The 20,216-nt window shown below is 50.2% G+C and carries 21 protein-coding genes; 5 read left to right on the plus strand and 16 right to left on the minus strand.

Annotated elements, in window-relative coordinates; all coding sequences use genetic code 11:
* Positions 1-8: 8 nt before the first annotated feature.
* The 4 genes from NBH07_RS00595 to NBH07_RS00610 form a co-directional block, all read right to left on the minus strand.
* Complete coding sequence (locus NBH07_RS00595; RefSeq protein ID WP_004308755.1) at positions 9-305, minus strand: DUF4134 domain-containing protein; 297 nt, start codon at positions 303-305, stop codon at positions 9-11.
* A 170-nt stretch (positions 306-475) separates the two neighbouring features.
* Entirely contained in the window at positions 476-1,105 is a 630-nt protein-coding gene (locus tag NBH07_RS00600) for a hypothetical protein (RefSeq protein WP_250833441.1), read from the minus strand.
* 2 nt (positions 1,106-1,107) lie between these two features.
* Complete coding sequence (locus NBH07_RS00605; protein WP_074857163.1) at positions 1,108-1,509, minus strand: DUF3408 domain-containing protein; 402 nt, start codon at positions 1,507-1,509, stop codon at positions 1,108-1,110.
* 1 nt (position 1,510) lies between these two features.
* The gene (locus tag NBH07_RS00610; RefSeq protein ID WP_007845733.1) at positions 1,511-2,293 is read right to left on the minus strand and encodes a ParA family protein; all 783 of its coding nucleotides are present in this window, start codon (positions 2,291-2,293) and stop codon (positions 1,511-1,513) included.
* A gap of 505 nt (positions 2,294-2,798) precedes the next feature.
* Between NBH07_RS00610 and mobA the strand changes: the two genes are divergently transcribed.
* From mobA to mobC, 3 genes are read left to right on the plus strand one after another with little or no spacing between them, the layout of a single operon-like run.
* Positions 2,799-3,221, plus strand: coding sequence for a conjugal transfer protein MobA (gene mobA, locus NBH07_RS00615; protein ID WP_250833442.1), 423 nt, complete (start codon positions 2,799-2,801; stop codon positions 3,219-3,221).
* On the plus strand, positions 3,206-4,474 hold the full coding sequence (mobB, locus tag NBH07_RS00620; RefSeq protein ID WP_250833443.1) for a conjugal transfer protein MobB: 1,269 nt from the start codon (positions 3,206-3,208) through the stop codon (positions 4,472-4,474). Before mobA ends, mobB begins: the two co-directional genes overlap by 16 nt.
* Positions 4,475-4,494: 20 nt before the next feature.
* Positions 4,495-6,504 (plus strand): conjugal transfer protein MobC, encoded by a 2,010-nt coding sequence (mobC, locus tag NBH07_RS00625; protein WP_250833444.1) that lies wholly within the window; start codon positions 4,495-4,497, stop codon positions 6,502-6,504.
* 43 nt (positions 6,505-6,547) lie between these two features.
* On the opposite strand, the gene NBH07_RS00630 is transcribed toward mobC, so the two are convergent.
* Both NBH07_RS00630 and NBH07_RS00635 read right to left on the minus strand, forming a co-directional pair.
* Entirely contained in the window at positions 6,548-7,564 is a 1,017-nt protein-coding gene (locus NBH07_RS00630) for a nucleotidyl transferase AbiEii/AbiGii toxin family protein (RefSeq protein WP_070753201.1), read from the minus strand.
* Positions 7,565-7,573: 9 nt separating this feature from the next.
* Positions 7,574-8,275, minus strand: a complete 702-nt coding sequence (locus tag NBH07_RS00635) for a DUF6088 family protein (RefSeq protein ID WP_011202384.1) — start codon at positions 8,273-8,275, stop codon at positions 7,574-7,576.
* A gap of 548 nt (positions 8,276-8,823) precedes the next feature.
* Here NBH07_RS00635 and NBH07_RS00640 point away from each other — a divergent pair.
* Both NBH07_RS00640 and NBH07_RS00645 read left to right on the plus strand, forming a co-directional pair.
* Complete coding sequence (locus NBH07_RS00640) at positions 8,824-10,146, plus strand: DUF3945 domain-containing protein (RefSeq protein ID WP_250833445.1); 1,323 nt, start codon at positions 8,824-8,826, stop codon at positions 10,144-10,146.
* A 26-nt stretch (positions 10,147-10,172) separates the two neighbouring features.
* A complete protein-coding gene (locus tag NBH07_RS00645; RefSeq protein ID WP_250833446.1) occupies positions 10,173-12,260 on the plus strand; it encodes a type IA DNA topoisomerase in 2,088 nt (695 codons plus the stop codon).
* Between the two features lie 97 nt (positions 12,261-12,357).
* Here NBH07_RS00645 and NBH07_RS00650 read toward each other — a convergent pair whose 3' ends face one another.
* The 10 genes from NBH07_RS00650 to NBH07_RS00695 all read right to left on the minus strand — a co-directional run bounded on the left by NBH07_RS00650 (position 12,358) and on the right by NBH07_RS00695 (position 20,207).
* The gene (locus NBH07_RS00650) at positions 12,358-12,876 is read right to left on the minus strand and encodes a dihydrofolate reductase family protein (RefSeq protein WP_250833447.1); all 519 of its coding nucleotides are present in this window, start codon (positions 12,874-12,876) and stop codon (positions 12,358-12,360) included.
* Positions 12,877-13,284: 408 nt separating this feature from the next.
* Positions 13,285-15,357 (minus strand): bifunctional DNA primase/helicase, encoded by a 2,073-nt coding sequence (locus NBH07_RS00655; protein WP_250833448.1) that lies wholly within the window; start codon positions 15,355-15,357, stop codon positions 13,285-13,287.
* Positions 15,320-15,748: a helix-turn-helix domain-containing protein gene (locus NBH07_RS00660; RefSeq protein ID WP_007845709.1), complete on the minus strand. Its 429-nt coding sequence runs from the start codon at positions 15,746-15,748 to the stop codon at positions 15,320-15,322. The genes NBH07_RS00655 and NBH07_RS00660 overlap by 38 nt, the downstream gene beginning before the upstream one ends.
* Before the next feature lie 35 nt (positions 15,749-15,783).
* Positions 15,784-16,686, minus strand: coding sequence for an RteC domain-containing protein (locus NBH07_RS00665; RefSeq protein ID WP_004326095.1), 903 nt, complete (start codon positions 16,684-16,686; stop codon positions 15,784-15,786).
* Positions 16,687-16,717: 31 nt separating this feature from the next.
* Positions 16,718-17,560 carry a helix-turn-helix domain-containing protein gene (locus NBH07_RS00670; protein WP_149965478.1) on the minus strand — a complete coding sequence of 281 codons (843 nt, stop codon included), beginning with the start codon at positions 17,558-17,560 and terminating at the stop codon, positions 16,718-16,720.
* A 30-nt stretch (positions 17,561-17,590) separates the two neighbouring features.
* Positions 17,591-18,142: a hypothetical protein gene (locus NBH07_RS00675; RefSeq protein ID WP_029427656.1), complete on the minus strand. Its 552-nt coding sequence runs from the start codon at positions 18,140-18,142 to the stop codon at positions 17,591-17,593.
* A 13-nt stretch (positions 18,143-18,155) separates the two neighbouring features.
* Complete coding sequence (locus NBH07_RS00680) at positions 18,156-18,347, minus strand: hypothetical protein (protein WP_250833449.1); 192 nt, start codon at positions 18,345-18,347, stop codon at positions 18,156-18,158.
* 30 nt (positions 18,348-18,377) lie between these two features.
* A complete protein-coding gene (locus tag NBH07_RS00685; RefSeq protein WP_029427654.1) occupies positions 18,378-18,890 on the minus strand; it encodes a hypothetical protein in 513 nt (170 codons plus the stop codon).
* 84 nt (positions 18,891-18,974) lie between these two features.
* Positions 18,975-19,496: a DUF7691 family protein gene (locus NBH07_RS00690; protein WP_250833450.1), complete on the minus strand. Its 522-nt coding sequence runs from the start codon at positions 19,494-19,496 to the stop codon at positions 18,975-18,977.
* A gap of 9 nt (positions 19,497-19,505) precedes the next feature.
* On the minus strand, positions 19,506-20,207 hold the full coding sequence (locus tag NBH07_RS00695) for a PoNe immunity protein domain-containing protein (protein WP_005643591.1): 702 nt from the start codon (positions 20,205-20,207) through the stop codon (positions 19,506-19,508).
* Positions 20,208-20,216 lie beyond the last annotated feature (9 nt).

Here is a 20,216-nt window from a genome sequence, read left to right on the forward strand (position 1 = left end):
CCGCCTTTTTAGAGGAAGAACGAACGCAGGATAGTGGCGGCGACAATCAGGAAGATGCACGCCCCGAACCAACTGGCGGCGGTCTTTGAGGTGTCGGGGTCGCCGCTTGAAAACTTGTTATATACTTTTACCCCGCCAATCAAGCCGCAGACCGCCCCGATTGCGTACACCAGTTTTGTTCCGGGGTCAAAATACCCGGTGATTAGGTTCGTGGCTTCGGTGATGCCCGCCTGCCCGTTTCCTTGTGCGTAGGCACTTACCACGGCGGCAAGTATAGCCGCCGACAAGAAGATTTTCTTTCTCATTGTGATTTGTTTTTAATGCCGGGCGGCGGGTGGATAGTCCGCCTTTCCCGGCTGGTGAATAATTTGAAATTTTAGTGGTCGGGGATAGTCCCGTTTGTCTGTTTGGTTTTCAGGTTGCCAATCAATCGTAATCCCGTTGTTTCATGCTGTCAGGCTTATACATTATTATATTATAGGAAATCGTTCATGTCGAACGCTTCGTGTTCCTCGCTTGTATCGCCAGTTCCGGCAGGGACAGCAGCCGTAGCCAGTTCCGCTTCGTTGCGTCCCAGCAGTTCCGCCACCTTTGCCAGCCCGCCGTTGATGTTCTCCACCACCGCATCGTAGAGGTTCGTCCCCTCAATGCTTGCCAGTGTCCCGGCGGCTTGCCGTTTCTCCGCTTCGGTGGGGTTGTCGGCGTTCGCCGTGCGTACCGCTTCGTCCAGTTCATCGAAGCTCACGCCCGTAGCCCGCCCGGTATCATCGTCACCGTCCATGTACCCGGCTATTTCCTCGTCCTCGTAGTCGGGTTCGTCATTCTCGTAACCGGGCGTTTCTTCCGGCAGTCCGTCAGCCTGCGGCGCAAAAATAGTATCATTTTCAGCCGCTTGCGGGAGGTGTCCCGATTTGTCCTGCGCTGTCCCGATTAGTCCGCCCTTGTATCGGCTTTCACCTATCAGCGTGTAGCCTGAAACCCCGTTTCGTGGGAGTGGCGCATCATCCGTTCTGCCCGGTGATGTCCGGCTGTCCGTGTAGCGATACCACAGCCATAGGGCGATATAGTACACCAAAAGCCCGGTAAGTATGCAATAGATTATCATAGTCAGACAGGCTTTTGGAAGTGGCTTTCGTACAGGGTGTTTATCTCGTCTTGGTACTGCTCGAAGTGGCGCAGCAGAATGTTTTCCACGTAGCTGCTTACCGTCACCTTGCGCCCGCCTATCACCGTCACTATACGCATCAGCTTCTCGTGCGTGGTACGGCTCACGTACAAGGGCTGTCGGTCTGCCAGTTCCACTTTCTGAAAGTAGGTTTCCCGGTAGTCGCCCGAACCGCCCTTGCGCTTGCGGGGTGTCGGTTTCTCTACTTGCACCGTTTCTGTTTGTGTTTCTTGCGGTACATCATTCGTCTTATTATTATCTTGTTTACTGGGAACACCCTGCGAGATAAGCTCTTTCATGAAATCCTCGTCTATCTTCGGCATCCCGCCGCTTTGCTTTGCCATATCATTTTAATTTGATGTAGTACACTATTTCGGTTATCAGTTCTTCCAAGTTGCTTCCCCTTACCAGCGGGCGGCTGGCGGGAAAGAGCGTGGAGCGGAACACCGCCTTTTTATCCGCCACCAGTTCCTTTTTGTAGCGTTTGGTATCGGGGATAAAGGTTTTCATCAGCGGCAGTTCCAGTTCCTTAATGGTCTTGTCGTAGGCGGTGTAAAGGTCTGTTTTCTCCCTACCGTCCACCATGTTCCAAAAGAGGTACAGCCCGGCAAGTCGGCAGGCTTCATTCTTCACTAATAGCTTTTGGATAGCCATTGCGAACGACAGGCTGCTTTCCAGCACCACCTTGTCGGCTGAAATGGGGGTGAAAATGTAGTCCATGCCCGCAAGGGAGTTTATCACGCCCTCGCTGTTCACCGTGCCGGGCAGGTCGAAAAACACTATATCCGGCACGTGTCCGGCGGCTATATGTTCGTCAGCTGTTGCAATCGCCTTTTCAGGCGAACTGCACAATACCGGGTAGGCTTTCTTCCCCAGCCGGGTGAACTGCTCATACGCCATTCGCTTGTAATCTTCATCCGCCCCGACCTGCTCGGCATCCCGCTTTCGCATCCCGGCAATGGAGTGTTGCGGGTAGTCGCAATCGACCACCGCCACATCGTAGCCTTTGAGGTAGTAGAGGTAACTCGCCGCCAGCACGGTAAAGGTGGTTTTGCCGACCCCGCCCTTTTGGGTGGAAAAGGCGACATAAAGGGGTGTTTTCTCGTTTTCCATATTGCTTCCGTTCATTATTGGTTGATAGATTTATTTATTGCTTTCAATCATTCATTCCATATTGCAATCTTGAAATATTGAAATCCTGCAATCACGTTTTATTGAAATCCTGCTTTCAATCATTCTTTCCTGATTGGAATATTTCTTTCAATCTTGCTTTCAATCTTGAAATCCGATGCAAAAAAAGGGAGAAAAAACGTCCCCTGAAAACCTTGTCCCGATTTGTCCTGCGCTGTCCCGTTTTGTCCACCAACCACCTATTTTACAGCATTATAAATCACCGTTACTTTGCAGCGGAGTAACGAACCGCAGGAGGCGCAGGTGTAAAACCGGGCTGGTGAGCGGCAGGGCTTACCGTTCCACGCTAACCCCAATCCGTCCGTGACGGATTTCGATTTTCGTCAGAAAATAGCAAGGTGTGTTTTGTATGCTACAAAACCGTTTTCCGTGCCTGAAAACGCCTTGCCCCTTGCGGGGGTAAAAATCACTCCGAAGTCGTAATTTTTTAATCCAAAGAAGCATGGAAACAAGAAGAACCAACAAGGGCGGTCGCCCCGCCCTCGCAGACCCGGCGAAGCATCGCCATGTCCTTTACCTGAACGACCGGGAGAACGCCCGCTTCCTCTCGCAGTGGGAGCAGTCGGGCGTCACGAGCAAGTCCCGTTTCATCGCCGCCCGGTTGTTCGGCGAGCCGTTCCGGGTGGTGAAAGTGGAGAAAACAGCGGTCGAGTATTGCGCCAAGCTGACCGAATTTTACGCCCAATTCAGAGCGGTAGCGGTCAATTACAACCAAGTCGTAAAGGCGTTGCACAGCAACTTTTCGGAGAAAAAGGCACTGGCTTTTCTCTATAAACTGGAGAAAGCGACCACCGAACTGGCGGCACTGAACCGCCAAGTTATTGCGTTAACCAATGAATGCAAGGAACTATGGTTGCCAAAATAAGCACGGGCGGCAATATGTTCGGCGCACTGGCGTACAACCAAAACAAGGTGGACAGCGGGGAAGCAAAGGTGCTTTTCTCCAACCGGATGCTGTTAAGCGAGGACGGGAATTTCTCTATCGGCGAGTGTATGCGCAGCTTTGAAATGCAGATGCCCGTCCAGCTATCCACCAAGAAGCCGATACTTCATATTTCCATAAACCCGCACCCGGAAGACGTGCTGACCGACCAGCAGCTTTCCGACATTGCCAAAGAGTATATGCGGAAATTGGGCTATGGCGACCAGCCCTATTTGGTGTACAAGCATACCGACATCGACCGCCACCACATCCACATCGTGGGGTTGCGGGTGGACGAGAACGGCAAGCCGCTGAATGACAAGTTCGAGCATCGGCGCAGCAAGCAAATCACCCGTGAACTGGAAAAGAAATACGGGCTGCACCCGGCAGAGCGAAAGGAACGTGCCGAACGCCCCGAACTTAAAAAGGTGGACTATGCCGCCGGGGACGTGAAGCACCAAATCGGCAATACCGTGAAAGCGGCTTGCTATGGCTACCGCTTCCAGTCGTTCGGGGAGTACAAGGCTTTGCTTGCCGCTTACAACGTGTGCGCCGAGGAAGTCAAGGGTGAAGTGAACGGCAAGCCCTATCAGGGCATTGTTTATTCCGCCATGAACGACAAGGGAGAAAAGGCGGGCAACCCGGTAAAGGCTTCCCGCATCGGCAAGTCGGTGGGTTATGAAGCGGTGCAGCGCAGAATGGAGAAATCGGGCGAAGCAATCAGGAACGGGAAACTGAAAGAGCGCACCCGGAAGATTGTAGCCACTGCCATGCAGACCACCCGCAGCCGCAAGGAACTGGAACAACAGCTAAAGAAGCAGGGCATTGACGTGGTATTCCGTCAGAATGACAGCGGGCGCATCTATGGCGTTACGTTCATCGACCATGACAGCCGGGTGGTGCTGAACGGTTCGCGCTTGGGCAAGGAGTATTCGGCGAACGTGTTCAACGAACGTTTTTCGGGCGAAACCGGAAAGATGCACCAGCCCGAAGTGTCAGCACCGCAGCAAGACCAGCCCACGCATCAGGAACAACCGGGGGGCATGCCGAAATCCGACATCGTTCCGAGCGTGGCTTCCGTGTTGGGTGCGTTCGGTGGATTGCTGGGCGGCGGTGCATCAGGCGGTGACGAGCCGCAGGACACCGCCCGCCAAAAGAGAAAGAAGAAAAAGAAGCGCACAAGGCGCATCGACTAACTTAAAAAAACATTACAATCATGCAACAGGAAGATGATTTGAGAGGGCTTGCAAGGGTCATGGACTTTATGCGGGCTGTCAGTATTCTATTCGTGGGAATAAACGTGTACTGGTTCTGTTACTCCACCCTGAAAGAATGGGGAGTGACGTTTGAGGTGATAGACAAGATACTGTGGAACTTCCAGCGCACCACCGGGCTGTTCTCGTCCGTCCTTTGGACAAAACTTTTTTCGGTGGTGTTCCTCGCCCTGTCGTGCATCGGCACTAAGGGCGTGAAAGAGGAAAAGATAACGTGGGCGAAGATACATTGCAGCCTTGCGGCGGGTGTCGTGTTGTTTTTTCTGAACTGGTGGCTGCTGGAACTTCCGCTGCCACACACGGCGGACACTGTGTTTTATATCGCCACGCTGTCGGCGGGCTATATCTGTATGCTCATGGCGGGTACATGGATGTCCCGGCTGTTGAAGAACAACCTAATGGATGATGTCTTTAATACAGAGAACGAAAGTTTCCAGCAGGAAACAAGGCTTATCGAGAACGAGTATTCGGTAAATCTGCCTACCCGGTTCTACTATAAGAAGAAATGGAATAACGGTTGGATAAATGTCGTGAACCCGTTCCGTGCCAGCCTTGTGTTGGGTACGCCGGGTAGTGGCAAATCGTATGCAGTGGTAAACAGTTACATAAAACAGCAAATCGAGAAAGGTTTTGCGCTTTACTGCTATGATTATAAGTTTCCCGATTTGTCGGAAATCGCTTATAATCATTTGCTTAACCACTTGGACGGGTATAAGGTAAAGCCCAAATTCTACATTATCAATTTTGACGACCCACGCAAGAGCCACCGATGCAACCCGATAAACGCCAGCTTCATGTCGGACATTGCGGATGCCTACGAAGCCAGCTACACGATAATGCTTAACCTCAATCGAAGCTGGATAAGCAAGCAGGGCGACTTCTTCGTGGAAAGCCCGATTATTCTTTTGGCAGCTATAATTTGGTATCTCCGTATCTATCAGGGTGGTAAATATTGCACATTCCCGCACGCCATTGAACTGTTGAACAAGAAATACGCCGATGTGTTCACCATTTTGCGCAGTTATCCCGAACTGGAAAATTATCTTTCCCCGTTCGTAGATGCTTGGGAATCAGATGCCCAAGAGCAGTTGCAGGGGCAGATTGCCAGTGCGAAAATTCCGCTTTCAAGGATGATTTCACCCGCCCTTTACTGGGTAATGACGGGCGATGATTTTTCACTCGACATCAACAACCCGAAAGAGCCTAAAATCTTGGTTGTCGGCAATAACCCTGACCGTCAGAATATCTATTCGGCGGCATTGGGACTGTATAATTCCCGTATCGTGAAGCTGATAAACAAGAAAGGTCAGCTTAAAAGTTCGGTGATAATAGACGAGTTGCCAACGATTTATTTTCGTGGTCTTGACAATCTTATTGCAACCGCCCGAAGCAACAAGGTTGCGGTTCTGCTGGGCTTTCAGGATTACAGCCAGCTTACCCGTGATTACGGGGACAAGGAAAGCCGGGTGATACAAAATACTGTGGGTAACGTGTTCAGCGGTCAAGTGGTCGGTGAGACGGCGAAAATCCTGTCCGAGCGTTTCGGAAAGGTGTTGCAGAAACGGCAGAGCATGACAATCAACCAGCGGGAAAAATCCATCTCGATAAGCACCCAAATGGACAGCCTGATACCCGCCAGCAAAATATCCAACCTCACGCAAGGTATGTTCGTGGGTGCTGTGGCAGACAACTTCGATGAACGGATAGAACAGAAGATTTTCCACTGTGAAATCGTGGTGGACAATGAAAAGGTGAAGCGGGAAACCGCCCGTTACGTGAAGCTGCCGCAGATAATAGACTTCACCGACAAGGACGGCAACGACCGGATGCAGGAGGAGATACAAGCCAACTATGACCGCATCCGTCAGGAAGTCCGACAGATTGTCGAGGACGAGATAACCCGGATTAAGAATGACCCGGAGCTATGCCACTTGATTAAGGAGGAAGAATAGCTGTATATAATAATGTATGGAGTGAAGAACAGCCGATGTAGCTTTACGGTTGTTCTTCATTTTGCTTTTTGGTGCGGTAGGCTTCAAAACGCACTAATATTTCGTGCAGGTTCTTCAATGCTTCCACAGCCTTGCCTATCGGCGGCATCTTGCTTTTGTCGAAAGTTAGTTTCTTCAAATCGGTAGTGTATGCCGTAGCCACTTCGGGCAACGCCATGACCGCTTCGGCATCCTTGAATATCGGTGCATCAGCCAGCGACAAGTGCGAACGGGAGTTTTTATTTAGTCCGTCCTCTATCGTCACCCGGTACATGGCATCCAAGAAATCTTCCGAATGTAGGTAATCGTTATATTCCTGATTGTGGTAGAGTGCCGACAAGTCGTAAACGTCACGGATATGCTTTGCCAACAGTGCGGCTGCATCCTCATTGTAAGACAGCTTTACCAGCCTTGAAACCTTGTCGCAGATAGTCTTTCGGGGATTGATGCACTGCGTTTCAAAACTTCCCAGCCCGTAGGTGCTTATCAGTTCCTCTTGCCCGATACTTTCAAGAAAGGCGGTCACAATCGGTTTGATAACCTGCTTGTCTGCCGGGTAGAACATCCGTTTTTTGTCCGGCAGGTCACAGGATTTTATCTCTACTTCCAAATGCTCTTTTAGTCCCACACCCTGAAATACATTGTCATACGAGAAATACAGTTTGCGGTAATTACCGCCCGTTTCCGACAAATCTTCCTTGTATATGTCACTGTTGAGTTCGGCTATGTATTTGGAAAGTTTCTTGTTCAATGTCTTTTCCGCCTGCTTGGACGCACCTTTGTCACCCGTGAACACGAACAAGTCCAAATCTTCCGAGAAGCGTTCTATCAGCCCGTAGGCTTTGGAAAGTGAAGTCCCGCCTTTGAAGTAGGTCTTATCCGCATATTCGGACATGGAAATATCCCGCAGTATCTTCGATACCCAGTAATCCTTTTCCACGTGCGACTGCTCGTAGCCGAAATGTTCAGCCGCCAGTGCGATGATTTCCTTGAACGCTTCCTTGTCCGAATGTAAATTCATATTTCTGTCCTATGCCGTTTTATAATCCAAGTTGAACCGTGTCGTGGGAAGAATGGTCTTTGCCATTTCTGTTTGCAATACGGTTTGTCTGATGTCGCCCAGTATGTCCGCCACCACCTTTCTGACACGTGGCGGGTAACTTTTCGCCAAAGATACGATTTTTTCCAGTTCCGGCAGGCTGTACCCGTTGAAATATTGGCTCTTGACCCGGTTGTAGATGTCCTGCCCGGTTGTTCCGGGTATGCGCTTCATGTCCTTTATCGCATCGAGCAGCCGCAAGTACGGGACAAGGCTTTCATCCGGGTAGTCCATGCAGTAGGCTTTCACGCACTCTATATCCAAGTTCTTGAAACGGAAACGGCGAACCGGGTTAGGAGTGGCTATCGTTATGGTTGTGGCAACCTGTTCGGTCAGCCCCATTTTGTTATAGATGTAAGCCCCCGTGATATAGCCGTTCAGTTTTTCAGTCAGGTAGCGGAACTGTTCATCCTGATAGACAGGCAGCTTTCCCAGCCCCAGCACTGATTTCTTGGGACGGTAGTACGCCCCCTTTTCAACCCGTACCAGTACCCCTTTGCGGCTCTGTTCGGAAAGTAGCACCGCAACATTGGCGGTCTTTTCCGTTTCAAACGACAAATCCCGGAACGTGAATATACGCCCGGTATCTATCCGTTCAATCTGCCCAAGTATCTCTTTTCTGAATGAAGCCATATTTATGTCCTTTGTTTCTATATGCAAAGATAGTATATTATGTAATCACCTGCAAAAACATAACAAAGATTTTGCCGAAGATGTTTTCTTTTTGTCGTGTCACCTGATAATAGGAGAATAACGGAAATTCAATCAAAGGCTTGCCAAACGCTTCACAAACGTTCCAAAAATAAGCTGTATTTCAGTATTAATTTTGATATGTAGCTCATTATTAGCCTATTGATAAAATAGCAAACGTTTCATAAACGCTTCACAAATGGCTCGCAAGCATAATGCAAATTTTAATAAGTCGTTGATTATAAGGCATAAGGTCTATAATTAAATGGCTCATAAATGGCTCACCCAAAGAGAGTGATTAACTTCGCTCTCTTTTTTTTATGCCCTTTCCCAATTCTGCAACCAATGGTTGCGGAATTTCATCCCACCCGGACAATTTCAGACAGCGCAGGACAAATTCGGACAGTCCTTGCCGCCCGTCCAAATATAGCATATTTAGTCGCTACCTTTGGGCGGGACTATTCCCGTAACCACTAAAATTCCAATTATTTATGGCAAACAGAATGACCCCGCCCGCAGAGGGGCAGGAAAAAGACGTGCTGCTGGTCTTGGATAAACAGCAGGGAAAGGTGAGTGCCGTTAAGGGTATCGACAAGGACGGCAATTTGCAGACCGTGCCACCCACTACCGGACACGGCGGCGAGTTCATGCAGGTGGACAAGAACAGCGATGTGTTCAGCAACTTCATTTCCAACTTCTACCGCAAGTATCAGGACACTTCCGGGCTGGAACTGTTCAGCGTCAAGGCTTCCGAAGCGGAGCGGGACGCAAAGGCAATCGAGGACAACCACCGCAACCCTACACCGGAGGGTGACAAGCGGGCTGAAATGCTTCGAGTTCCGAAGCCCGACTTCCACGAGTTCAAGCAGGGCTACCGCTTCGACCCGTCAAAAATCGACTGGGAGAACCTGAAAAAAGTCGGCATCACCGCCGACACCCTGAAAAACACGAGGGACTTCGACCGGGTGATGCGTGGCTACAAGTCCCGCAACACTTACACTGTTTCGGGGACGGTGGGCGGCTTCTATCTCAAACCTACCGATGTCAAGCTCTCTTTCTATCAGGCAAAGGACGGCACGGTAGTACCCAAGCTGCACGGCGTGCAGCAGGACGAAAAACTGTTGCAACGCCCGTTCCATGAACACGAGTTCACCAAGCAGGAACAGGGCAACTTGCAAGGCACTGGCAATTTGGGCGGCATCGCTGAAATCAAAGACCCGAAAAGCGGCGAGCAAATCCCCGTGTTCGTCAGCCGGGACAGGTACACGCACGAACTGGAGTATATGCGGGCTGACAAGTGGAAATGCCCCGATACAATCTGTAACGTGCAAGTCAGCCCGGAACAGAAAGCCGCCTTTGAAGCCGGGCAAGCGGTGAAAATGGAAAACCTGCAATTCAGGGACGGCACGAAGCGCAGTGCCTATTTGCAGGTCAGTGCGGTGGAGCGTGGCTTGGAGTTCCTGCCCCGTGCCGCCGTCCAGTTCTTGCAGCAGGGGCAGCAGCCCGCAGAGCGGCAGGTCGCCGGGCTAAAGGACGGCAAGGGAGTTGAGTTCAACGGTCATGTACAGCCCGGCGCACAGGGCAAATCCCCCGACAAGGTGCAGCCGAAAGACGTTACCCCCGCCGCCGAGAGCCGGACGCAGGTAGCGGTCAATTCGGGGGGCAAGACCAACGAAGCCACCAAGCAGGGCAAAGAGCCGTTGAAACAGGGTCAGGACAAGCCCACCGCCAAGCAGAAAGAGAAGCAGGAGAAAGCGCAGGACAAGAGCCTGAAAGCTGACAAGCCCAAGAAGTCCAGAGGAATGAAAATGTAATATCCACCATTAAAAAGTAAAGAATTATGATTGCATTGATAGCAGAGAAGCCCAGCGTGGCAAAGGACATCGCCCGCATCATCGGTGCGACCGGGCGTAATGACGGTTATCTTTCCGGCAACGGGTATATGGTGACATGGGCGTTCGGCCACTTAATCCAGCTTGCCATGCCGGAAGCCTACGGCGTGGCGAACTTCCGCAGGGAGAGCCTGCCCATACTGCCGCCCGATTTCCAGCTAATCCCCCGTCAGGTAAAAGCGGAGAAAGGCTACAAGGCAGACCCCGGCGTGCTGAAACAGTTGAAAGTGATAAAGGAAGTGTTCGACCAGTGCGACCGGATTATTGTCGCCACCGATGCCGGGCGTGAGGGTGAGTTAATCTTCCGCTATATCTTCCATTACCTGAACTGCCGGAAACCATTTGTGCGCCTGTGGATAAGCAGCCTTACCGACAAGGCAATCCGTGAGGGGCTGGATAACTTGCAGCCGGGAGAGCGTTACGATAACCTCTACTTCTCTGCCAAGTCCCGCAGCGAAGCGGACTGGCTGATAGGGATAAACGCCACCCAAGCGTTGAGCGTTGCCGCCGGGCAGGGGGTGTTCTCGCTGGGCAGGGTACAGACACCCACGCTCGTGATGATATGCAGCCGCTATTTGGAGAACAAGAATTTCGTACCCGCCAAATTTTGGCAACTCAAAGCGGCGACCGCCAGCGGGGGAATAAATTTTACCGCCCAATCGACCGCCAAGTGGGAACAGCAGCCCGAAGCCATAGCCGCCCTGCAACGGGTAAAGGATGCCGGGCAACTTGTGGTTAAATCCGTTGAGAGGAAAGAAGCCTGCCAAGAACCGCCGCTTTTGTACGACCTTACCACGCTGCAAAAGGAAGCGAACACGAAGCTGAACTTCTCGGCTGACAAGACGCTTTCCATAGCGCAAAGCCTGTATGAAAAGAAAGTGATGTCCTATCCCCGAACCGGAAGCCGCTATATCCCGGAGGACGTTTTCGATGAAATGCCGGAACGTGTCGCCCTGCTGGGGCAATACTCCCGCTTTGCCGGGTATGCCGCCGGGCTGGACGGCACACCCCTGAACCGCCGCAGCGTGAATGACGGCAAAGTGACCGACCACCACGCCTTAATCATTACCGAGAACCTGCCCGGCGAACTTTCCAAAGACGAGCGGGCGGTTTACGAGCTGGTAGCCGGGCGTATGCTGGAAGCCTTTTCGGGCAAGTGCGTGAAAGACGTTACCACCGCCTTGCTGTCAGGGGGAGATACCGACTTCACGGTGAAAGGGTCTGTGATGAAAGTAACCGGGTGGCGTGCCGTGTTCGGCGAGCAGGAAACGGGCGGGGATGAAGAAGCCGCCAGCCTGCCACCACTCCAAGAGGGAGAATGTTTGCCACTCTCCGGCGTGGATCTGCTCGAAAAGCAGACCAAGCCGAAACCGCTGCACACGGAAAGCAGCCTGTTGTCGGCAATGGAGAACGCAGGCAGGGAACTGGAAGATGCCGAACTGAAAGCCAGCCTGAAAGATGCCGGGATAGGCACGCCCGCCACCCGTGCGGCGATTATCGAAACGCTGTTCGCCCGCCAGTACATCGTGCGTGAGAAGAAGAACCTTGTACCCACCGACAAGGGGCTTGCCGTTTATGGGATTGTCAAGGACAAGAAGATTGCCGATGTCGAAATGACGGGCATGTGGGAAACCGCCCTTGCCAAGATAGAAGCGGGCAGCATGGATGCCGACACGTTCCGGAAGGGCATCGAGGTGTACGCAACGCAAATCACCGCAGAACTGCTATCGGTGCAGCTATCTGTCGCTACTGGTGAAACCTGCCCCTGCCCGAAATGCGGCAGCGGGCGCATCCTGTTCTACCCGAAAGTGGCGAAGTGTTCCAACGTGGACTGCACGCTTACCATATTCCGCAACAAGTGCGACAAGCAGCTTTCCGACAAGCAGATTGTCGAGCTGGTGACGAAACGCAAGACCGGGCTAATCAAGGGCTTCAAGGGCAAGAACGGCAAGGCTTTCGATGCTTCGCTGGTACTGGACGAGCAGTTCAATGTCGGTTTTTCATTCCCCGAAAAGAAAGCGAAACCGAAGAAATAGCCTATCTTTGCCGCTGAAATTTCATTGTGATAGGTTTTACAGCTTATAATAATTGAAATTTTAGTGGTTGCGCCCGGAGGGAAACCGGGCGCATTTTTTATATGTTCCCGCCAAACAGGTAGGTCGAACAGACCACCCCGTTATCCAGCACCCTGCTTTCCGAGAGCTTCCACAGCGAGCCGGATGTTTCCCCGACAAAACCGATGCCTTTGCCCGCCATGACCGGGACGGTGTAGATTGTCAGGCTGTCCAGCAGTCCGGCTTTAATCAATGAAGTAAGCAGCTTGCCGCCACCCACCACCAGCATGTCGGTTTCCTGTTTCAGTTCATAGACCTTTTGCAGCGGTTCTTCGGTCAGGAACTCCACCCCGCAGTCCGGTGTAACGTTGGTGTCGTAGTGTGACACCACAAAAGACCGTTTGCTTTTGTGCGGCCACCCGCCCCAGTGTTCAAAGATGTAGTTGTAGGTGTTCGCCCCCATAAGCAGGCAGCTTGCGGCGGCGTGTTCCCTTGCCACCAGTTCCTTGATCTCACGGGGCATCCAGTCCAGTTCATAGTCCGGCGTGGCGGTATGCCCGTCCAGCGATACGGCGATGTGCGCTTTGATTTGTTCCATATTATCAGGTATTAAAGTGATATAAATCCCTACTGTCTTGGCACGTTAGCCGCCACCCCAAAAAAGAAAGCGTGGCATGACGCTGTTTCAAAGTAGAGGTACTGGCATACCCAAAAGAGGAAACAGTGCAGCCACGCTATGACAAACGCATAGCATATCCTGCGCTGAATATCCCCTCTTTTTGAAAAGTGCCAGTTTTCTACTTTGGGACGTTCGGCGAACGTATATGTTATATATAAAGGCAATATTCCGGCAACCGCCGTCCAACTGCCGTTACTTTTCCGTGTAACTTCTGCAAAGTTAAGCAAATACCCTGAAAAATCACGTGCAAACAGAAAAAATCCTGCCGTGTTATCACAACAGGGCAGGACACAAGCACCTAAAAATACACAAGTTCAGCCCATACGCCTACGGGCAGCTTGCGTTCCTTTGAAGATGATATGAACCGATGACAAAACAGCTTTGGTTCGCCGTGTCTTTGGTGATGATGTCCCTTTCCCGCATGAAGCGGATATAGCTCTTTGCGGTGCGCTCCTTGATGTCCAATACCTGCTGCAACTGCTCGCAAAGGTCTATGTAGGTGATGCGTGTCTGCCGCCCGAAGATGTCACGTGCGACATTCACCAGTTCCCTTTCCTTGCGCTTCTCCTTTTCCTCACGTGGTTTCTCGCCCTTGTACACGTGCATCCCGGCTTCCTTGTCCCAAGCAAAGAGCATCAGCGGCACGTCCAGCGGGCTTCCGTCCCTTACTTTCAGGGCTTTTACCACCGACTGGGTAGGTTCTTCGTCTTTCTCAATGGACAGGATAGTAGCCGCCTTGCGCTGCAACTCGCTGCCCAAATGTCCCCGCAGTTTCAATCCGTTGGGGACGAAGTGCAGCACGCACAGAATACACGTGTTGTAGATACCCGCCAGCCGATAAAGTTCATCTATCACCGCCACGCTTTCCGCTTCATCGTTGGCACTCTTAACAAGGTCTGCGATGCCGTCAATGACGACCAACTGGATGCCGCCGTACTGGTAGTAGAACTTGTCCATGCTCTGTACAATGGCGTTCAGGCGTTCCTTGCGTGACATACCGGTAAGACAAAACGCTTTCAGTTCATCGGGTTTGTCCGGCTGTTTGGCACGTGCCAGCAGGTTGCTTACGTTCTTGAACAGTTGTACTTCCGACTGTTCGGTGTCATAAAGCAATACCGCCTTGTGCTTGCCGTTAGCGGTTATCTGTATGCCCAGCGTATCTATGTTCTCACCAGCCGGACAGATGCAGCCCGCCACGATTGCGGCTACATAATTGCTCTTTCCCGTTCCCTCGCCCCCGGTGATGCCGAACAGGTTGCCTTGTGTCCCCAGCGGAACGTCACCCGCCGAAATAATCTCTTGCGCTTTGGCGGGCGGGTTGTTGAAATCTATCTCGCACGATTTAAGCATAATCAATGTGTCGCTATACAGGTTGTCTAAAAATTCGATAAACAGTTTCAGGAAATCTTCACGGGTGTTCCCGGCTCTGAAGTAGTCGGATATGTCCTTTTCCTCTTTCGTTCCCGGAAGCGGGAGCAGCAGGCGTTTCACGCCAAATTCTTCCAACAGTTTTTCCTGCTTGCATGAACTTTCCCTGCCCGTCTTGTCCATGTCAAAGAGCAGGACGATGTGTTTGAAGCGGAACGTCAGCCGATAAACCAGCGTGGGCGGTATCGTCACCGTTTCGCTGTTGAAGCAGATAGCGTGAAAACCGTGCGCCGCCAGCGAAAGCACGTCTTTCTCGCCGCCCGTGATGAATAGCGTGTCGCCTTTGGCTGGCAGTTGTTCCAGCCCGAAACAGTAGTTCTCACCGAAGCTGCCGCCGTAGAGGAAGCGGGGCGTGGAGAACGGGCGGTACAGCTTGATGTGCTGTTTGCCCTTGTAGCCGTACATGGGTTCTGCCACCGATGAAGTGTAGGTGTACGGTTTGCCCTCTGCCGTTTCGCTGTTGTATTCCCGGAGCGAGCAGACCTTGTAACGTTCCAGCAGTTCGGGCGTGATGCCGTATTGTTGCCAGTACACCAGTTCGGCAAGCGGGAACTTCTGTTCCCGGAACTGGTAGGGCTTGACGGGCTTTTCGGGCGTTTCTTCGGGTTTGTCCGGCACTGCCCGGCGGACGGTTGCCGGGGGAACGGAAACCGGAATGCCGGAAGCCAGCCCCAAGCCCAAATCCCGGTCGATGATTTCCAGTATCTCCACGAAGTCAGCCGCCCGGTTGCAGTCCAGCCCCTTTAACTGCCCCACGAGGAAGAAACAGTCGCCGCTGTAACTGTCGTTGCCGAAGTCCTTCATCTTGTAGATACCGCCCCGGCGGTCGAAATAGATGTTGCAGGAAGCCTTGCTGTCCTCGTACAGCGGGTTAAGGAAGTTGCGACCTATGCGCCAGTTTCCGGGCAGGTAGTGTTTGAACACCGCCAGCCCGTTACTTGTTCTTTCTAAGATTTCCTCTTTCCTTAGCATACAACTGGTGGTTGGTTATCAGGTTGTCGATGTTCTCCTTGTTGCTCCTTATCAGGCGTTCTTCCAGCATCCGGCGTATCTCGCTGACCTTGTAGAAGTAGCGTCCCCTGATGTTGGAATAGGCGATAGTCCCCGACACCCGCAGGCGTTGCAGGGTCTTTTCGCTTATTTTCAGGAACGTGCAGACCTCGTAGCTGTCCACCCACATGTCTTCCTCGCTTTGCCTTGCCGTTTCCATGTGGTTGAAGATGTAGTCGGCAATGGCGGTAATCTTGTTGTCCAGTTCCTTGTAGGCTTTGGACTCGAATGTTATTATTTCCATAACGGTAACTGATTGATTTGCCGCAAAGTTCGGGTGTCCTGAAAAATAAAACGCCACAGATGTACCCACCTGTGGCGAAATAAATTTTGTTAAAGCACGGTTGCCTAATCCTGCTCCCTCATGCGCATCAGCAACCTGTCTTTCAGGGTGGAGAGGAAGCCCGTTCGGTCTTTGGTCTTGGCTTTTAGTTCCATGTAGGTGTGGTAGAAGTCGCCGAGGTCGATGTCGAACACGTATTCAAAGTAGGCTACAATCTCCTTAATATCAACCGTTCCCTTGTTCAGACAGCCGCAGGCGTCCAGTGCGTAGATAAGTTCCACCAACGCCCTTTTCGTCCCCGTCCAGCGCAACACCTTTCCCATGAAGCCGTTCTTCACCCGCTTGCGTTGTTCCCGGCGTTCCAGCTCGTGCAGACGGTTGGTGAGGTATATTTCCAGCAGTTCGTTGGCTAAAATCTTGGCTACCTTGAAATCGTGACTGGTGCTGAACTGTGGGTCTGTTTCGTAATAGAAACTGTCCACGATGATTTGTATGTCAGGCTTCCCACGCATGAAATACTGCCTGTCCAAGTAGGTGGCTTTCGTTCGGTGGTACTGGTAGAACGCCAAGTTCCGCTGGAACGACTTTGAAATCCGGTCGGTTTCCGACAGCAGGTAGTCCCTTTGCACTTCCTCGCTGCCGCTGGGGAAGCGCACCTCTATCTTGTAAACGGTGTTGTAATAGATGATTTTGCTCGCTAAAAGCGGTTTCAGTTCCTTGAAGAAGTGTATTTCCTCTTCCGTGCTGGCGAACGGGTAGGAGATTATAAAGTTTTTGAGTTCGCCCAGTATCTCTTGCAGGTAGTCCACGCACAGGCGGCAGAGCGTCAGCGTGTCCGCTGCGGTGTCCTCGTATTCCTGTATCTGCCATTCCACTTTTTGAAGCAGTCCGGCGAAGTATGTTTCCAACGGTATCTTATGTTCCATAACCTTGTGCTTATCTTTTATGAAGCACAAAGTTACGGGCATAAAAAATCTGTTTTATTCTTGATTTTTCACATTACGTTCTTGTAACTGTGCATTTTCTTGTTTCCTGCGCTTTTCTGCGTATCTCGCCCGGTGTGTCCAGCAAGTAAGCCTTGCAGAAGTCGTTCAGGTTCGATGTCGATGCGAACCCGGTGGTGAACGCCACTTCGGTAAGTGTGAGGTTGGTGTTCTTCAGGTAGTGTTCCACGTCCTTTGCACGCTCCTTTATCACCCATTCCTTAGCCGTGTACCCGGTCATTTTCTTTACCTTCCGTCGGAACGAGCCGTATTCCATGCCGCATTTGTCCGCCAGTTGCTCGGCATCATAGACCATGTAGCCTTTCAGACGCACCATTTCGGTGAATGTCTGCCTGCCCAGCTCCGGCAGCATCCGTTCGGCGTGGCGCAGTTCCTTTTCCGTCACCAGCAGGCGGTTGTCTCTTACCGGGTTTCTCCGTAGCAGGTGGAAAGCGTGGCATACCGTGTTGTACACGTTGCAGAGGTACTGCCGTCCCGGTCGCATCCAGTGGAGCGCATCGCAGTAGGCGGTCAGTTCGGGTATCTCGTCCCGCTTGCGGTGCTGTTCCGCCAGTTCGTCCAGTATGGCGTAATGGGTGGTGGACATACCCAGCAGGATAATGATTGCCTTGTAGTCCTTGTATGCCGCCAGTGTCGGCGTTTCCGGCAGGCTCTTGAGCGTGTCGCACACGTGGGCGCACAGCCGCCCGTCCTTGCTGAACGGTTCAAGTTCCAAGTAGTTGTCCATTTTCCGGCTGTTGTGCAGCAGCCATGTTACCTTTTCGTCCAGTTCCTTGCAGGACGCTTCCAGTTCCGCTTCGGGAGCGGGCAGCAATAATGATGTAATCCGTTGTTCCATATCTGAATAAATTGATTTGTTTTCTGTACGTTACCCGGTAGCCCATAGCCAAAACTTTTGGATTAGCCGCCAAACCACGTGATAAAGGAACATGGCGGCAAGCATAAGAAAACCTGCCCGCAGGAAATATTCTTCAATGCGCTGCCAAACGCTCGTTTTTTGTTCGGGCATCAGTATGTCCGCCACTTCCTCAAAGGTCTTGCAGGCGAAAATCGCTTGCCGGAACTCGTCTGCGCTGTTCCAGCATTCTTCCTTGAACCACCGTGTCTTGGGGTATCGTTCCGCTACCAGTTCTTGCAGTTTTCGTAGTGGGAACGGTTCGGGGTTGTCCCCGTACTCGTATTCAATGGAAATCACACGTCCCTGCATCCTGATGCAATATCCGAATATCCCTTGCCACTTCACTTTGTGCGCCCCCTTTTCAACATATTTCGTCCCGGTTGCATCCACAACAATGTAGTTCTTCCGCTTCTTCAACAACTCGGTATTGGTCGTTGTGTATAGTTTTTCCTTGCGAAACACGTATATCATGTTGCCTTTGGGGGCAAAACTGAATATCGGGTATTTTAACTTCACTTTCATTGTAAATGGTTTATTATCTTATAAAAGCAAAATAAAGCAGGATAATACCCAGCGCAATTCCCAAAAAGACAAGCCCTGTCAGGAGAAAGACCCAATCCGAATAATGGAAATCAATCTCCTTGTAAGGAATGGCAGTTTTCTTCACATACTTGTTCCATGCCCATATAAGAACTCTTCCCAATCGTTCTGCTTCAATATAGCTCATAATTATTTTTACTTTTCAATTAGAATTTCCTCATACACTACTAAACAACAAATAAAAGGTTGCAAACTGGATAATCAGAGAAACGACATAGATACTGTAATAGAGCAAATACTTTTTCTTTTTGTCAAACTCGGCGAAATACTTCTTGTATTTGTCCCCCTTTAATAAGAATATCTCATTGACGTAATATCCGCATATCCCGATGAGTATCAAAAGCAAAATAAAGACACCGTTTCCCAAAATGCTTAATAGGCTTATCCTGAAAATCTTGATGTAAGCAAGGCAGACAAGACAACATATCCAAAGGCTGATGAAACATGGGGTGCTAAGTGCCATAGTGCTGTAAGGAAGATAGATGCCTTTATCCATTCCGCCTTCTTCTATTTTCTTACCAGTCGAAACTAACCATTTTATGTAGCGGTTGTCCCATTTCAAGAGGCTTAGCCAATACAAAGGGTTTAGCATCCTCCAAAAAATGAAAAACAGCAGCTTATAAGTGCAGTAATAATTGATGTTGTAATATTTCTCTAATAATTTCCTCATGCCTTTAATGGTTCAGCGGGGAACGCTGTAAGGCGTTATCACGCTTCGTTAACATCATATTTATTCTCACACCAGTGTACCATATCAATAAACCATAATCACGAGGTCTTTTTGCGCTTCAAAGGCTTCATCGAAAATGAAATTCAGGTCGTCCATTTCCTGCTCATAGTCATAATCTCCGATACCGTTACCCTCTTTCAGCGAGGTGTATTCCGTACGCTTACTCTCCAATTCAGAAACGGGTATGCTGATAATATAGGGAAAATCACTGCTCAATGGAATAGGGATGAATGTACTTTGACTATCCAGTTGCCAAAGGTTTTCCGCACAGTAGATTTGCGTTCCATAATGGTTGCAAATCTTTTCATATACATACCCGTACATGAAAGCAATTTCGGGATAACGGATTTTTCCGTTCACAATGTCTGCTAATACCGCATAAGCATCTTTATCCGTGTTTAGGCTATTGCTGAAAGAATCGTTCAAACTGTCAAGTTCCTGCTTCAACGCAACCTTTAATTGGTTTATAAGCTGATTATCACAAGCCCCGTAAACAGACCTTACCTTATCGGCTTCTATCAAATATGCACAAACAGAGTAACTCATACCTTTTCTTTATTTAATGTTGTCATTCCAATGTACCATGTCGTATGGATAGTAGGGCAACCCTTTCAGGCTGCTATCATTCAGCCCCAAGACCTTGACCAATGCACCGCTTTCAAAACACCAATAACCGTCATGGTTGATACCATATTTATGGTCGTCATGCCAAGATAAATCAGAATGTCCTCGATACCATTCTTTTTTGAGGTATTTTTCTAATCGTTTCATCGCTTCTGCCTTGTCTTGTTCAGCCAACTCTGTAACAGTGATAGCTGCTTGATAGGGTGACGGATATAATACTTTGTTTGTTGTCCTTTCCCAATCAAGAAATCTGTATCTAATCAAGGTGTCATAAATATAGTCTTTTGCTTCCCTGTCTTTTATCAGTTGAACCAAACTTTGTATAAGGTTGTCTTCGTAATCCAACATAATGCCTATTGACAGAAGCCATAACATTTCAATATAAAATCCGTTATCCGTCCAAAATCTCGGCATCGTTTTGAGGGTTTCCACATAATTATTTTTCAGATTATCAATATCCTGTCCCATAGAATACTGTACCAATAAAGAACGAAGCCTATAATTGAACAAAGAATCGTAACCTATATGTTTACCTGAAAGATGCTTTTGTTCATAATAAAGAATTTCTTCATTATACAATTTCAGTTGCTTTAAATACTGTTCTTCTGTAAAAAGTTTATCTCTTGTTTCCATTATGGTACA

It is taken from the genome of Parabacteroides sp. B2-S-102 (assembly GCF_023656665.1).
GTDB lineage: Bacteria > Bacteroidota > Bacteroidia > Bacteroidales > Tannerellaceae > Parabacteroides > Parabacteroides distasonis.

Bases quoted from the DNA above. Each gene is read 5' to 3' on its own strand.
- NBH07_RS00595 (WP_004308755.1), bottom strand. From the start codon at position 305: ATGAGAAAGAAAATCTTCTTGTCGGCGGCTATACTTGCCGCCGTGGTA.
- NBH07_RS00600 (WP_250833441.1), bottom strand. From the start codon at position 1,105: ATGATAATCTATTGCATACTTACCGGGCTTTTGGTGTACTATATCGCC.
- NBH07_RS00605 (WP_074857163.1), bottom strand. From the start codon at position 1,509: ATGGCAAAGCAAAGCGGCGGGATGCCGAAGATAGACGAGGATTTCATG.
- NBH07_RS00610 (WP_007845733.1), bottom strand. From the start codon at position 2,293: ATGAACGGAAGCAATATGGAAAACGAGAAAACACCCCTTTATGTCGCC.
- mobA (WP_250833442.1), top strand. From the start codon at position 2,799: ATGGAAACAAGAAGAACCAACAAGGGCGGTCGCCCCGCCCTCGCAGAC.
- mobB (WP_250833443.1), top strand. From the start codon at position 3,206: ATGGTTGCCAAAATAAGCACGGGCGGCAATATGTTCGGCGCACTGGCG.
- mobC (WP_250833444.1), top strand. From the start codon at position 4,495: ATGCAACAGGAAGATGATTTGAGAGGGCTTGCAAGGGTCATGGACTTT.
- NBH07_RS00630 (WP_070753201.1), bottom strand. From the start codon at position 7,564: ATGAATTTACATTCGGACAAGGAAGCGTTCAAGGAAATCATCGCACTG.
- NBH07_RS00635 (WP_011202384.1), bottom strand. From the start codon at position 8,275: ATGGCTTCATTCAGAAAAGAGATACTTGGGCAGATTGAACGGATAGAT.
- NBH07_RS00640 (WP_250833445.1), top strand. From the start codon at position 8,824: ATGGCAAACAGAATGACCCCGCCCGCAGAGGGGCAGGAAAAAGACGTG.
- NBH07_RS00645 (WP_250833446.1), top strand. From the start codon at position 10,173: ATGATTGCATTGATAGCAGAGAAGCCCAGCGTGGCAAAGGACATCGCC.
- NBH07_RS00650 (WP_250833447.1), bottom strand. From the start codon at position 12,876: ATGGAACAAATCAAAGCGCACATCGCCGTATCGCTGGACGGGCATACC.
- NBH07_RS00655 (WP_250833448.1), bottom strand. From the start codon at position 15,357: ATGCTAAGGAAAGAGGAAATCTTAGAAAGAACAAGTAACGGGCTGGCG.
- NBH07_RS00665 (WP_004326095.1), bottom strand. From the start codon at position 16,686: ATGCCCGTAACTTTGTGCTTCATAAAAGATAAGCACAAGGTTATGGAA.
- NBH07_RS00670 (WP_149965478.1), bottom strand. From the start codon at position 17,560: ATGGAACAACGGATTACATCATTATTGCTGCCCGCTCCCGAAGCGGAA.
- NBH07_RS00675 (WP_029427656.1), bottom strand. From the start codon at position 18,142: ATGAAAGTGAAGTTAAAATACCCGATATTCAGTTTTGCCCCCAAAGGC.
- NBH07_RS00680 (WP_250833449.1), bottom strand. From the start codon at position 18,347: ATGAGCTATATTGAAGCAGAACGATTGGGAAGAGTTCTTATATGGGCA.
- NBH07_RS00685 (WP_029427654.1), bottom strand. From the start codon at position 18,890: ATGAGGAAATTATTAGAGAAATATTACAACATCAATTATTACTGCACT.
- NBH07_RS00690 (WP_250833450.1), bottom strand. From the start codon at position 19,496: ATGAGTTACTCTGTTTGTGCATATTTGATAGAAGCCGATAAGGTAAGG.
- NBH07_RS00695 (WP_005643591.1), bottom strand. From the start codon at position 20,207: ATGGAAACAAGAGATAAACTTTTTACAGAAGAACAGTATTTAAAGCAA.